Origin of the sequence: Variovorax sp. 350MFTsu5.1, from assembly GCF_048302515.1 — a bacterium.
In the GTDB taxonomy this organism is placed as follows: domain Bacteria; phylum Pseudomonadota; class Gammaproteobacteria; order Burkholderiales; family Burkholderiaceae_C; genus Variovorax; species Variovorax guangxiensis.
In genome coordinates this window covers 2,652,119-2,664,542 of sequence record NZ_CP157620.1, presented here as the reverse complement: position 1 = coordinate 2,664,542, position 12,424 = coordinate 2,652,119, and the positions used below count along the sequence as shown (strand labels likewise).

The 12,424-nt window shown below is 66.7% G+C and carries 13 protein-coding genes; 10 read left to right on the top strand and 3 right to left on the bottom strand.

Annotation, left to right across the window (positions count from 1 at the left end; all coding sequences use genetic code 11):
• Window positions 1-6: 6 nt before the first annotated feature.
• Window positions 7-420: a gamma-glutamylcyclotransferase family protein gene (locus ABL843_RS11955; protein WP_418119996.1), complete on the bottom strand. Its 414-nt coding sequence runs from the start codon at window positions 418-420 to the stop codon at window positions 7-9.
• Window positions 421-464: 44 nt separating this feature from the next.
• On the opposite strand from ABL843_RS11955, the gene ABL843_RS11950 reads away from it, so the two are divergent.
• Both ABL843_RS11950 and ABL843_RS11945 read left to right on the top strand, forming a co-directional pair.
• Window positions 465-1,400: a DMT family transporter gene (locus ABL843_RS11950; RefSeq protein WP_418119995.1), complete on the top strand. Its 936-nt coding sequence runs from the start codon at window positions 465-467 to the stop codon at window positions 1,398-1,400.
• Window positions 1,401-1,555: 155 nt separating this feature from the next.
• Window positions 1,556-1,993, top strand: a complete 438-nt coding sequence (locus ABL843_RS11945; protein ID WP_126018423.1) for an SWIB/MDM2 domain-containing protein — start codon at window positions 1,556-1,558, stop codon at window positions 1,991-1,993.
• Between the two features lie 40 nt (window positions 1,994-2,033).
• Here the strand turns inward: ABL843_RS11945 and ABL843_RS11940 are convergent, their stop codons facing one another.
• Window positions 2,034-2,813 (bottom strand): AraC family transcriptional regulator, encoded by a 780-nt coding sequence (locus tag ABL843_RS11940; RefSeq protein WP_184641890.1) that lies wholly within the window; start codon window positions 2,811-2,813, stop codon window positions 2,034-2,036.
• A gap of 103 nt (window positions 2,814-2,916) precedes the next feature.
• Here ABL843_RS11940 and ABL843_RS11935 point away from each other — a divergent pair, with 103 nt between their 5' ends.
• A complete protein-coding gene (locus tag ABL843_RS11935; protein WP_418119994.1) occupies window positions 2,917-3,213 on the top strand; it encodes a hypothetical protein in 297 nt (98 codons plus the stop codon).
• Here ABL843_RS11935 and ABL843_RS11930 read toward each other — a convergent pair.
• Window positions 3,176-4,903, bottom strand: a complete 1,728-nt coding sequence (locus tag ABL843_RS11930) for a thiamine pyrophosphate-binding protein (RefSeq protein ID WP_418119993.1) — start codon at window positions 4,901-4,903, stop codon at window positions 3,176-3,178. The two genes, ABL843_RS11935 and ABL843_RS11930, sit on opposite strands and share 38 nt — an antisense overlap.
• A 95-nt stretch (window positions 4,904-4,998) precedes the next feature.
• Here ABL843_RS11930 and ABL843_RS11925 point away from each other — a divergent pair, with 95 nt between their 5' ends.
• From ABL843_RS11925 to ABL843_RS11895, 7 genes are all read left to right on the top strand, one after another.
• Window positions 4,999-5,667 (top strand): TetR/AcrR family transcriptional regulator, encoded by a 669-nt coding sequence (locus ABL843_RS11925; RefSeq protein WP_184641887.1) that lies wholly within the window; start codon window positions 4,999-5,001, stop codon window positions 5,665-5,667.
• 379 nt (window positions 5,668-6,046) lie between these two features.
• A complete protein-coding gene (locus ABL843_RS11920; RefSeq protein ID WP_184641886.1) occupies window positions 6,047-7,042 on the top strand; it encodes a tripartite tricarboxylate transporter substrate binding protein in 996 nt (331 codons plus the stop codon).
• Between the two features lie 49 nt (window positions 7,043-7,091).
• The gene (locus ABL843_RS11915; protein WP_418119992.1) at window positions 7,092-7,865 is read left to right on the top strand and encodes an ABC transporter permease; all 774 of its coding nucleotides are present in this window, start codon (window positions 7,092-7,094) and stop codon (window positions 7,863-7,865) included.
• A 47-nt stretch (window positions 7,866-7,912) separates the two neighbouring features.
• On the top strand, window positions 7,913-8,914 hold the full coding sequence (locus tag ABL843_RS11910; protein WP_184641884.1) for an ABC transporter substrate-binding protein: 1,002 nt from the start codon (window positions 7,913-7,915) through the stop codon (window positions 8,912-8,914).
• Between the two features lie 58 nt (window positions 8,915-8,972).
• On the top strand, window positions 8,973-9,752 hold the full coding sequence (locus tag ABL843_RS11905) for an ABC transporter ATP-binding protein (protein ID WP_369658604.1): 780 nt from the start codon (window positions 8,973-8,975) through the stop codon (window positions 9,750-9,752).
• A 16-nt stretch (window positions 9,753-9,768) separates the two neighbouring features.
• Window positions 9,769-11,199, top strand: coding sequence for an enolase C-terminal domain-like protein (locus tag ABL843_RS11900; protein WP_418119991.1), 1,431 nt, complete (start codon window positions 9,769-9,771; stop codon window positions 11,197-11,199).
• A 48-nt stretch (window positions 11,200-11,247) separates the two neighbouring features.
• On the top strand, window positions 11,248-12,423 hold the full coding sequence (locus ABL843_RS11895; protein WP_418119990.1) for a Gfo/Idh/MocA family protein: 1,176 nt from the start codon (window positions 11,248-11,250) through the stop codon (window positions 12,421-12,423).
• Window position 12,424: the final 1 nt, after the last annotated feature.

Sequence of the window (12,424 nt, the reverse complement as noted above, 5' to 3'; positions counted from 1 at the left end):
GCGCAATCAATCTTTCGGTTGTGAAAATGCGGCGTCGCTGCGTGCCGCATGGGCGATCCAGTCGCCGCTTTCGATCACTTCGAGCCCTGCGATGCGTGTCGGGTGGATCTCATAGACCAGGCAATCGAACCACTGCCCATTCACCTCCACGCGCACCTGCCGCTTGATGTACTCGCCGGAATCGTCGTCCGCCACTTCCTCCAGCACGTCGAGCGCCGCTTCCACCGCAGGCTCGATGGCGTAGACCTCGCCCTTAACCCGCCTTTCACCACCGAGCACGATGCCCGGATAGGCGCCCAGATCGAGCAGCGTGCCGGCGATGCACGCCTGGCCGATGAACTTCGGCGCGGGCCGGTAGCGCGCGATGTCGTTGCGTCCGCCGCCGCGCAGCGTGCCGTAGACAAAAACGTGGGGCATCATCGAAAGCGCACTCCTTCCTTCACAACAACACGTCGTCCAGTCTATTGAACTCCGCTGCCCCCGCATCAGGCCGCCTCGTGGCCTATGGCTGCCTGGCCCTGAGCATGTCGCTCGTCGGCGGCTACGTCGCCCTCTCCAAACCCCTCGTCGCGGCCTTTCCGGTGCTGCTGCTCGCCTGGCTGCGCTTCGGCATTGCGGCATTGGCCATGCCGCACTGGCTCAAGCGCTCGCCGGACGAACCGCCGATGACTACGCGCACGCGCTGGCTGGTGTTCCTCGAGTCCTTCCTCGGCAACTTCCTGTTCTCGATCTGCATGCTCTTCGGCGTGAGCCTGACGAGCGCGGTATCGGCGGGCGTGATCATGGCGTCGATCCCGGCGTGCGTCGCCGTCGCGAGCTGGCTCTTCCTGCGCGAGCGCATCACAGTGCGCATCGGCCTGGCCATCGCCTGCGCGGCAATCGGCATCGGACTGCTGGCGCTGTCGCCTTCGGCATCGCATGCGCCGGCTTCCACCGCGACCGCATCTGCGTCGACGTCGATGCCTTGGCTCGGCAATCTGCTCGTCTTCTGCGCGGTGCTCTGCGAGACGGCCTATGCGGTGATCGGCAAGTCGCTCACCGGGCGCCTCGGACCCAAGCGCATCGCTTCGCTCATCAACCTCTGGGGCTTCGTGCTGTCGATGCCCTTCGGCATCTGGTTCGCGCTGCAGTTCGACTTCACTGCCGTGCGCTTCGGCACCTGGGCACTGCTCGTGGCCTATGCACTGGCCGCGAGCATCTGGACGGTGTGGCTCTGGATGACCGGACTTCGCCACGTACCAGCCGCACAAGCGGGTGTTTTCGCCGTGCTGCTGCCTGTGAGCGCGGCCCTCGTAGGCGTGCTCGTGCTCGGCGAAAGCCTCTCTTCCCCACAGCTGGTTGCGTTCGTCGTTGCGCTCATCGGCGTGGTGCTTGCAACGTGGCCTGGGCGCCGAACATGAAAAACGGGGCTTCTCCCCTCTGAAAAAACAACAACTCCCAATGAAAAAAGCGCTTTTTCCCTTGGAAACGCGTTTTTTCTCATTTAGCATCCGCAGTGCCACTGGAGACGCAAGTTTTTCATTGGTGAGTGTTCAACCAAAAAAGGAAATCAACCATGGCAACTGCAAAGAAGGCTCCGGCCAAGAAAGCTCCGGCAAAGAAGGCCGCTCCTGCAAAGAAGGCGGCTCCGGCGAAGAAGGCCGCTCCGGCCAAGAAGGCGGCTCCTGCGAAGAAGGCCGCACCGGCGAAGAAGGCTGCTCCTGCCAAGAAGGCCCCCGCGAAGAAGGCCGCTCCCGCCAAGAAGCGCACGCCCAACGCCGCGTTCATGAAGGCACTGACCCCCAGCCCGGCACTGGCCGCCGTCGTCGGCTCCACGCCGCTGCCGCGCACCGCTGTCGTGAGCAAGCTGTGGGACTACATCAAGAAGAACAACCTTCAGGACAAGGCCAACAAGCGCAACATCAACGCCGACGCCAAGCTGAAGGAAATCTTCGGCAAGCCGCAAGTGTCGATGTTCGAACTGGCAGCGCTGATCGGCAAGCACGTCAAGTAAGCCCTCAGGGGCCTCGCGCTCCTGAATCAAAAAGCCCGATTCACGCGGGCTTTTTTTTCGCCTGCGGCATCGCCCCGCCCTCCTCGAAGAAGCGCGCCGGCGTGGAGCCGAAGTGCTTTCGGAAGGCCTCGATGAAGGCGCTGACGGAGCTGTAGCCCACCGTCAGCGCGACCGCGGTGACGCTCTCCTGCAGGCTCAGCAGTTCCACCGCCTTGAGCAGCCGCGCCTGCTGGCGCCACAGCGCGAAGCTCAGTCCCGTCTCCGCAGCGAATCGGCGGGTGAGCGTCCTTCGTGCCATGCCGATGCGATCAGCCCATCGGTCGATGCCGTCCGGCAGCGCCGGGTCGTCGGCCAACGCCGCAGCCATGCCTGCCAGCCGGCTGTCCTGCGGCATCGGCAGATGAAGGGACGGCCTCTCGCCCGCCGCAAGCTCGTCGACCAGCACTCCCACCAGACGCCCGCGGCGGGGCTCCAGCAGGGGCTCGGATGCGTCCATGCCCGTCAGCCGGTCCACCAGCGCACGCACCAGCGGCGTCGCCGCGAACACGTGCGGCACGCCGGGCAGCACCTGTGCCGTCGCTGCATCGATGTGCAGGCTCCAGCCCGCGGTGGCGCCGAAGGTCTGCGCCGCATGGGCGCAGCGCGGCGCGATCCAGCCGATCCACCCCGGCGGCTGCACCCAGCGGCCGGACGGCGTCTCGATGACCTGCAACCCCTCGCGCAAGGCGAACAGTTGCCCGGTCTCGTGCGAGTGATATCCGGTGACGCGCGCCGCCTCGTAGGCGTTGATCCACAGCGTCGCAGGCGTCCGTTCAGCCATGGGTGGCCCGCCGGAGGTATCGATTGGCCCCGCCCCGCAAGCCCGAATAAGCGGCGCTGCCTAGCATCGAAACCCTCTCGACTCCAACCAAGGAACAGCCTCCATGAAAGCCCAGGACGTACTCCCCGACGGCGAAGACTTCACCACCATCAACGGCCGCACGTTGCGCAAGGGATCGGTCGCCGCCTTCCTCGCCAACGCGCGCATCCTCGAAGACGCCGGCACATCCGCCGCCGACAGGCAGGCCGCCGAACAGGATTTCGCCTCGCTGATCCCCACCCTCGACGCACTCGGCCTGTTCGACGTCTTCGAGCTGCGCTCGCCGTTCCTGCGCGAGGAGGTGGCCCGCCATCGCGCCGCGATCAGCCCTGTGCCTGCTGCTGCTTCGCCGAACGCGTGATCGACGACAGCGTGCCGCGCGTGGTGATGACCTCGGGGTCGAGCGGAATCTCGATCAGCGTGCCGGTGTCGGCCTCCAGCGCGCGCAGCAGGGCCGCCTCGAACTGCGCCGTTTCCGTCACCCGCTCGGCCGCGTAGCCGTAGGCACGCGCAAGTCCGCAGAAGTCGGGGTTGCGCAGCGCGGTGCCGCTTGTGCGTTCGGGGTACTCGCGCTCCTGGTGCATGCGGATCGTGCCGAACATGCCGTTGTTGAGCAGCACGATGATGCTCTTGCCTCCGTGCTGCGAAGCCGTCGCCAGCTCCTGCCCGGTCATCAGGAAATCGCCGTCGCCCGCGATGGTGAAGGCCACGCGCCCCGTCGCCAGGTTGGCGGCGATGCCCGCCGGCACGCCGTAGCCCATCGCCCCGCTGGTCGGCGCCAGTTGCGTCTTCGCGCCCTTGGCCAGGCCGTGGTAGCGGAAGTAGCGGTGCACCCAGCTCGCGAAGTTGCCCGCGCCGTTGGTGATGGCCGCATCCGCCGGCAGGTACTTCTGCAGCAGCGCGACGACCTGCGCCATGTCGACCGGGCCGCGCGGCATTTCGGCAGGCATGCCGGGCAGCGCCTGCGGCGCGAGGTTGGCCTCGTAGTCGGCATGGGCCTGCAGCGTCCAGTCTTCCCAGGGCAGCGTCGGCGGCGCGCTCAGCACTTCCAGGCTGCGCGCGGCCGCGCTCATGCCGGCGTTGATCGCCAGGTCGGCCTGGTAGACGCGGTTGAGCTCCTCGGCGCTCGCGTGGATATGCACCAGCGTCTGCTTCGCCTTGGGGGCCTCGAGCAGCGTGTAGCCGCTGGTGGTCATCTCGCCCAGGCGCGGGCCGATGGCGAGGATCAGGTCGGCATCCTTCACGCGCTGCGCCAGCTTCGGGTTGATGGCGATGCCGACGTCGCCCGCGTACTGCGGATGGTGGTTGTCGAAGGTGTCCTGGAAGCGGAAGGCATTCGCCACCGGCAGGCGCCAGTTCTCGGCGAAGCGCTGCAGCGCCTGCGCGGCCTGCGCCGTCCAGCCGCCGCCGCCGGCAATCACCAGCGGACGCTGCGACTTCAGCAGCAACTCGCGCAGGGTGCGCAGCGCGCCCGGGTCGCTCCATGGCTCCACCGCCTCCACCCGCGCCAGCGGACGCGCGGCGGTCTCGCTGCGCAGCATGTCTTCGGGAAGCACCAGCACCACCGGCCCCGGCCGCCCATTCATGGCGGTGGCGAAGGCGCGCGCGATGTATTCGGGAATGCGGTTCGCGTCGTCGATGCGCTCCACCCGCTTGGCGAAGCCCTTGGTGCTCGGGCCGAAGAAGCTCGCGTAGTCGACCTCCTGGAAGGCCTCGCGGTCGCGGAAGTCGCTGCCGACATCGCCCACGAACAGCACCATCGGAGTCGAATCCTGGAAGGCGTTGTGCACGCCGATCGATGCGTTGGTCGCGCCCGGCCCGCGGGTCACGAAGCACACGCCCGGTCGCCCGGTGAGCTTGCCGTGCGCCTCGGCCATGAAGGCGGCGCCGCCCTCCTGCCGGTTGACGATGAAGCGCGCGCGGTGGCGGTAGGTGTGGAAGCCGTCGAGCACCGCCAGGAAGCTCTCGCCCGGCACGCCGAATGCGATCTCCATGCCTTGCTCTACCAGGCACTCCACGATCAGGTGGCCTGCGGGTTGTGATGTACTCATGGGAAGTAGGAACCTCAGCTGCAAATGTCTCCGGCAATTATGTGCGCCCACCTCGGACGCCTTGCGTTAATTCCCCAAATGGTTAAATTCGCGCCATGAAGGCCTCCAAGGACCCCACGCCCGACATCGCCATCGAGGCCATGGAACCCCGCTCGCGCGACGCGGACAGGTCGCAGCTGGCCATCCTCGCCTCGGCCCGCGACGAGTTCTCCGCGCGCGGCCTCGCGGGCGCGCGCATGGACAGCATCGCCGAGCGCGCGGGCCTCAACAAGCGCCTCATCTACTACTACTTCGGCAGCAAGGACGACCTCTTCCTTGCCGTGCTGGAGCGCGTCTACGCGGACATCCGCGAGGCGGAACAGCGCCTGCACCTCGAAGAGATCGACCCCGTGGAGGCGATCCGCCAGCTGGTGTCGTTCACGTGGAACTACTACCTCGAGCACCCGGAGTTCATCACGCTGCTCAACAGCGAGAACCTGCATTGCGCGGCGCACCTGAAGCGCTCGGAACGCATCCAGGAGATGAACTCGCCGCTGGTGCAGCTGCTCGACACCGTGCTGGAGCGCGGCCGCCGCGACGACCTGTTCCGCGCGGGCGTGGACCCCGTGCAGCTCTACATCTCCATCGCGTCGCTCTGCTACTTCTACCTCTCGAACAACCACACGCTATCGGCCATCTTCGGTCGCGACCTGCGTGCGCCCAAGGCGATGGCGCAGCGGCTTTCGCACATGACCGACCTGGTTCTCGGCTATGTACTGAAATAGCCCCCAGGCTTCGCGCACTTCGTGCGCTACGCCAACCCCCTTCCGGGGGGCAACACCAGCGGCCCGGCAAAGCCGGTTCCGCGGTAAGGCTGGGCTCGCCCCCAGGCTCGCGCACTTCGTGTCGCTTCGCCACCCCCTACCGGGGGCAACACCGGTGGCCCGGCAAAGCCGGTTCCACGGTGTTCCCGACCTTGGCCCGTGCCGGTTCCGACGACCGTGCACTGCGCAGTCGCACCTGAAAACCACTGAACCTCCTCCTGCGGGTATTCACTAGGGAGCGCCCGTTGACGCTCCCGCGCGGCCGTTCCTAAAATCAGTAATTCACTCAATGGTGAATTGATCGATTTCAAGAATGCGGCCCGACCGCGCGGAGACATCCATGAAGTTCATTGCCAGCAGTGCCGTACGCACCACCGTCCTTGCCTCGCTGACCTGCATCGCGGCGCTGCTGCCGGGGCTGGCGGCGGCGCAGAACGGTTATCCGAACAAGCCGATCCGCGTGATCGTGCCGTTCGCGGCCGGCAGCACCACCGACATCATTGCCCGCGCGATCACCGACAAGATGAGCGCCAGCATGGGCCAGACGCTGGTAGTCGACAACCGCGGCGGCGCGAGCGGCACCATCGGCCAGCAGGCGGTGGCCACGGCCGCGCCCGACGGCTACACGGTGATGATCCATTCGTCGTCGCACACGGTGAGCCCCTCCACCTTCGCCAAGCTGCCCTTCGACACGGTGCACGACTTCGCGGGCGTCACGCCGATCTCGTCGCTGCCCAACGCGCTGGTGATCTCGCCGGGCAAGAACATCAAGACGCTGCCGCAGCTGCTGGCCGCCGCGCGCGCCAAGCCCGGCAGCATGAACTTCGCCTCCGCCGGCCAGGGCAGCGCCACGCACCTGAACGCAGAGAAGTTCAAGCTGGCCGCGAAGATCGACGCGACCAACATCCCCTTCAAGGGATCGGGCGAGGCCGTGACCGAGGTGCTCTCGGGCCGCGTCGACTATTACTTCTCGCCGATCGCACCGGTCATCGGCCAGATCAAGGAAGGCCAGTTGCTGGCACTGGCCGTGGGTTCGCCCAAGCGCGCGGCCGCCCTGCCCGACGTGCCCACCACCAGCGAAGCCGGCGTGCCTGGCTCGGAGTTCAACTTCTGGATCGGAATGATGGCGCCGGCCAAGACGCCGCGCGACATCGTCGAGCGCCTGAACGCCGAGGTGGCGAAGGCACTGGCCACGCCCGAGGTGAAGGAGCGCTTCGCCAAGCTGGGCGCCGACGCCTGGACGCTCAAGCCCGAGCAGTTCGACGCCTACATCAAGGAAGAAATCGCGAGCAACGCCCAGCTCGTGAAGGCGGCCGGCCTCTCGGTCCAACAGTAAGCAACGCAAGCACGCTCCCTTCGCTCTCCCGAAAGCCCCGGCTCCCGCCATGTTCCGCAAGCTCCTGCTCTCCCCGGCCCTGCGCCCTTTCCTCCTGATCCTGTTGCTGCTGGTGCTGTGGGACCTGGCGATCCGCCTGTTCAGGATTCCGGCCTACCTGATTCCCCCGCCGTGGGAGGTGGTGAAGCAGCTCGTCGCCGAATGGCCGCGCCTGCTCGCCGAGAGCTGGAAGACCACGCTCGCCACGCTCGGCGGCTTCGGGCTGACGATCCTCATCGGCATTCCGATCGCGATGGTCATCGCCTACTCGCGCGTCATCGAGTCGTACGTGTATCCGCTGCTGGTGTTCTCGCAGAGCATTCCCAAGGTGGCGATCGCGCCCCTCTTCGTGGTGTGGTTCGGCTTCGGCAGCTTCCCGAAGGTCATCAGCGCCTTCCTGCTGGGCTTCTTCCCGGTGGTGGTGTCCACGGTGATGGGCTTCAAGTCGGTCGAGCCCGACATGCTCGACCTCTCGCGCTCCATGGGCGCGAGCCGCCTGCAGACCTTCTTCAAGATCAGCCTGCCGCAGGCCTTGCCGCAGATCTTCAGCGGCCTGAAGGTGTCGGTCACGCTGGCGGTGGTAGGCGCGGTGGTCGGCGAGTTCGTCGGCTCCAACTCGGGCATCGGCTACGTGCTGCAGGTGGCCAACGGCAACTTCGACCTGCCGCTGATGTTCGCGGCGCTGGTGGTGCTTTCGAGCATCGGCGTCATTCTTTTCGTCGCCGTCGACCTGGTCGAGCGCGTGATGATCCCTTGGCACGCCTCGCAGCGCCACACGCACTGATTTCACCGAGTTCCTTCGCAAAGCCAACAACTCCCGGAGACAAGACCATGAAGAAACTGCTTCCCACGCTGCTCGCCGCGGCCGCGCTCGCCACCTTCGCCATCGCACCTGCCCATGCGCAGGGCGACAAGCCCAAGGACAAGGTCACGCTGATGCTCAACTGGTATCTGTACAGCGAGCACGCGCCCTTCTTCCTCGGCAAGGAAAAGGGCTTCTACGCCGAGGAGGGCATCGACCTCGACATCCAGGAAGGCCGCGGCTCCGCCGTCACCGCGCAGGCGGTGGCCGCCAAGTCGGCGACCTTCGGCTACATCGACGTCACGACCATGATCAAGGCCGCCGCCAAGGGCGCGCCGCTGAAGTCGACGGGCGTGCTGTTCCAGGTGAGCCCGATGTCGGTGATGGGCTTCACCGAGAAGAACATCAAGACGCCGAAGGACATCATCGGCAAGACCGTGGCGGTGACGCCTGGCGACTCGATGTCGCAGATGTGGCCGCTCTTCCTGAAGGTCAACGACATCAAGCCCGACCAGATCAAGACCGTCTCGGGCGACGCGCAGACCAAGCTCAATGCCGTGACCAACGGCCAGGCCGACCTGCTGCTGGGCTACGTGATGGACCAGGCCATCAAGCTGCAGGACGCCACCGGCAAGCCGGTGACGCCGATCCGCTTTGCCGACTCGGGCGTGAACCAGATCAGCTCCGGGATCATCGCCAACAAGAACCTGCTGACCGAGAACCCCGACCTGGTGAAGCGCTTCATGCGCGCCTCCACCAAGGCCGCCGAAGCTGCCGAAAAGAGCCCCGAGGCCGCGGTCGACGCGATGCTCAAGGCCAACCCCAAGGCCGGCGTGCGCGACACGCTCATCGTGGGCATGAAGCAGAGCGTGGCGCTCTACCACACGAAGGAAACCGCCAACCAGCGCCCCTTCCGCGTGCAGATGAAGAACGTCAACGACTCGCTCGACCTGCTGGTGCAGTACGGCGGCATGGATGCCTCCACGCGCGGCAAGCCCGAGGACTACGTCACTCTGGATTTCCTCCCCTGACCTTCCTTCGGTCCTGAACCCCGCGCGCCTTCCGCAGTAGTCACCTCTCACGCATTCCATGTCCCAAGTCAACCTGATCGAAGCGCGCGGCGTCTCGAAGATCTACCAAAGCAAGGACGGCCCGGTCGAGTCGCTCAAGCCGCTCGACTTCGCCATCAAGGAAGGCGAGTTCGTCTCCGTCGTCGGTCCCTCGGGCTGCGGCAAGAGCACGCTGCTGAAGATGGTGGCGGGCCTGTTGCCCATCAGCGGTGGCAGCCTCACGCTGGCGGGCAAGCCGATCAAGGGCGCGCAGAAGGACGTGGGCATCGTGTTCCAGAGCGCGGTGCTGCTGCCCTGGCGCAGCGTGGAAGACAACATCCTGCTGCAGGCCGAGATGCGCCACATGCCCATGGACGCGGCCAGGGCCCGGGCCCGCGAGCTGATGGAGATGGCCGGCCTCAAGGGCTTCGAGGGCAAGTACCCGTGGCAGCTTTCGGGCGGCATGCAGCAGCGCGCGTCGATCTGCCGTGCCCTGCTGCACGACCCGTCGGTGCTGCTGATGGACGAGCCCTTCGGCGCGCTCGACGCGATGACGCGCGAGAAGATGAACCTGGAGCTGCAGCGCATCTGGATGACCTCGAAGAAGACGGTGATGCTCATCACGCACAGCATTCCCGAGGCCATCTTCCTGTCGGACCGCGTGATGGTGATGAGCGAGCGCCCCGGCTCCATCGCCGCCGTGTACGACATCGACCTGCCGCGCCCGCGCACGCTGGACGTCATGTCCTCGCCCGAGTTCGGCGCCTACACCAAGCTGGTGCGCGCGCATTTCTATTCGCAGGGCATCCTGGACCACTGAAGAGCGAGAGCCGGCCATGGACGCGATCCGCTTTCACGTCGAGGAGATCCGCTTCGCCGAGCGCAACGTGGCGCTGCGGCTGCCCTTCCGCTTCGGCGCCGCCACCGTCACGGCCTGCCCGCAGGTCTATGTGAAGGCGCGCATCCGCTTCGCCGACGGCCGCACGGCCGAGGGCTGTGCGGCGGAGATGATGATTCCGAAGTGGTTCGACAAGAACCCGGCGCTCACCAACGAACAGAACTTCGAGCAATTGCGCTTCGCGCTGCGCGACGCCCGCGAGGCCTACACCGCAGAGCCCGACGCGCAGACCGCCTGGACACACTTCGCTTCCAACTGCGCAGCACTGCAGTCGCGTGCTCGGGCGAAGGGCCTGCAGCCGCTGGTCGCCAGCTACGGCCCCGCGCTGATCGACCGGGCCCTGCTCGACGCGCTGTGCCTGCACAACGGCACGAGCTTCGCGGCGGCGATGAGCGGCAACCTCTGCAGCATCGACATCGCCGGCAGCGGCCTGGCCGACGACCTCGCGGGCTTCGACATGCAGGCCTTCCTCGCGAAGCAGTCGCCGCGTAGCCGCATCGCCGCCCGCCACACAGTCGGGCTGGCGGACGCCATCGACGAGCACGACGCCTCGCCCGATGCCCCCACCGACGGCCTGCCCACGACGCTGCAGGCCGCCGTGCAACGCTACGGCCACACCCACTTCAAGCTCAAGCTGTGCGGCAACACCGCGCAGGACATCGACCGGCTCCAGCGCATCGCTCGCGTGATCGACGGCCAGGCCCAGCTCGTCACGCTCGACGGCAACGAGCAGTACGCGGACGCCGACGACTTCGCCACTTTTCTCGACCGCATGCTCTCCACGCCGACGCTGTGGAAGCTCGCGCAGAAGACGGTCTTCGTCGAGCAGCCGATCCGCCGCGACGCGGCGCTGCAGCGCGACGTGTCGGCGCTGGGCAAGCGCATTCCGCTGCTCATCGACGAATCGGACGCCACGCTCGACGCCTTCGTGCAGGCCCGCGCGCTGGGCTACACCGGCGTGTCGAGCAAGAGCTGCAAGGGCTTCTACAAGTCGGTGATCAACGCCGCGCGCTGCGCGCAGTGGAATGCCGCGTCTGAGAAGCCGCGCTATTTCCTCTCCGGCGAAGACCTGACCATGCAGGCCGGCATCGGCGTGCAGCAAGACCTGGCACTCGTCTCCTGGCTCGGCCTCTCGCATGTCGAGCGCAACGGCCACCACTACGTCAACGGCCTCGCGGCGGCGCCCGAGGCCGAGCAGCAGGCTTTGTTGCGCGCCCACCCGGGCCTCTACGAAACCAGCGACGGCGCAGTGCGCCTCGCCATCCGCGAAGGGCAGCTCGACCTGTCCTCGCTCAACGCCGCACCCGGCTTCGCCACCGGCAAGCCAGGCGCCGGCATCTCGTGGGACGCGATGCGTTCCGTCTACTGAAGCGCGCGTCCTGCCCGCACCAATCTCTCGCACCCAAGGAAGAAAACGATGGCCACCCAACGTCTAGGAATCATCATGCACGGCGTCACCGGGCGCATGGGCATGAACCAGCACCTGATCCGCTCGATCTGCGCCATCCGCGCCCAGGGCGGCGTCACGCTGTCGAACGGCGACAAGGTCATGCCCGACCCGATCCTCATCGGCCGCAATGCCGAGAAGATGGAAGCGCTGGCCAAGGCCCACAACATCCCGCGCTGGGGCACCGACCTCGACAAGGCGCTGGAGAACAAGGACGACACCATCTTCTTCGACGCCGGCACCACGCAGATGCGCCCCGCCCTGCTGGCCAAGGCCATCCGCGCCGGCAAGCACGTCTACTGCGAAAAGCCCATTGCCACCAACCTCAACGAGGCCGTCGAGATCGCCCGCCTGGCCGAGGAAGCCACGAAGACCAAGGGCCTGAAGCACGGCGCCGTGCAGGACAAGCTCTTCCTGCCCGGCCTGCGCAAGCTCGACATGCTGCGCCGCGCCGGCTTCTTCGGCCGCATGCTCAGCGTGCGCCTGGAGTTCGGCTACTGGGTGTTCGAGGGCGACCTGCAGCCCATCCAGCGCCCGAGCTGGAACTACCGCAAGGAAGACGGCGGCGGCATGATCCTGGACATGATGTGTCACTGGCGCTACGTGCTGGACAACCTGTTCGGCGAGGTGAAGTCGGTGAGCTGCCTGGGCACCACCCACATCCCGACACGCTGGGACGAGGCCGGCAAGCCCTACGAGGCCACCGCCGACGACGCGGCCTACGCCACCTGCGAACTCACCGGCCACAACGGAGAGCCCGTCATCGCGCAGATCAACATGAGCTGGGTCACGCGCGTGCGCCGCGACGACCTCGTGACCTTCCACGTCGACGGCACCGACGGCTCGGCCGTGGCCGGCCTGTCGAGCTGCCGCGCCCAGTCGCGCGTGGCCACGCCCCGCCCGGTGTGGAACCCCGACGAGAAGCAGACCATGAACTTCTTCGACCAGTGGCAGGAGATTCCGGACTCGCAGTTCTACGACAACGGCTTCAAGATCCAGTGGGAACACTTCATCCGCCACGTGGTGGAAGACGCGCCCTACAAGTGGACGCTGCCCGAAGGCGCCAAGGGTGTGCAGCTGGTCGAGGCCGCTCTCGAGTCGTGGAAAGACCGCCGCTGGGTCGACGTGCCCACGCTGAAGGTCTGAC

What these genes read in the sequence shown, in the direction of transcription:
- ABL843_RS11935 (WP_418119994.1), top strand. Translation starts at nt 2,917, where the DNA reads ATGAAAGCCCAGGACGTACTCCCCGACGGCGAAGACTTCACCACCATC.
- ABL843_RS11940 (WP_184641890.1), bottom strand. Translation starts at nt 2,813, where the DNA reads ATGGCTGAACGGACGCCTGCGACGCTGTGGATCAACGCCTACGAGGCG.
- ABL843_RS11945 (WP_126018423.1), top strand. Translation starts at nt 1,556, where the DNA reads ATGGCAACTGCAAAGAAGGCTCCGGCCAAGAAAGCTCCGGCAAAGAAG.
- ABL843_RS11930 (WP_418119993.1), bottom strand. Translation starts at nt 4,903, where the DNA reads ATGAGTACATCACAACCCGCAGGCCACCTGATCGTGGAGTGCCTGGTA.
- ABL843_RS11915 (WP_418119992.1), top strand. Translation starts at nt 7,092, where the DNA reads ATGTTCCGCAAGCTCCTGCTCTCCCCGGCCCTGCGCCCTTTCCTCCTG.
- ABL843_RS11900 (WP_418119991.1), top strand. Translation starts at nt 9,769, where the DNA reads ATGGACGCGATCCGCTTTCACGTCGAGGAGATCCGCTTCGCCGAGCGC.
- ABL843_RS11910 (WP_184641884.1), top strand. Translation starts at nt 7,913, where the DNA reads ATGAAGAAACTGCTTCCCACGCTGCTCGCCGCGGCCGCGCTCGCCACC.
- ABL843_RS11920 (WP_184641886.1), top strand. Translation starts at nt 6,047, where the DNA reads ATGAAGTTCATTGCCAGCAGTGCCGTACGCACCACCGTCCTTGCCTCG.
- ABL843_RS11895 (WP_418119990.1), top strand. Translation starts at nt 11,248, where the DNA reads ATGGCCACCCAACGTCTAGGAATCATCATGCACGGCGTCACCGGGCGC.
- ABL843_RS11905 (WP_369658604.1), top strand. Translation starts at nt 8,973, where the DNA reads ATGTCCCAAGTCAACCTGATCGAAGCGCGCGGCGTCTCGAAGATCTAC.
- ABL843_RS11955 (WP_418119996.1), bottom strand. Translation starts at nt 420, where the DNA reads ATGATGCCCCACGTTTTTGTCTACGGCACGCTGCGCGGCGGCGGACGC.
- ABL843_RS11925 (WP_184641887.1), top strand. Translation starts at nt 4,999, where the DNA reads ATGAAGGCCTCCAAGGACCCCACGCCCGACATCGCCATCGAGGCCATG.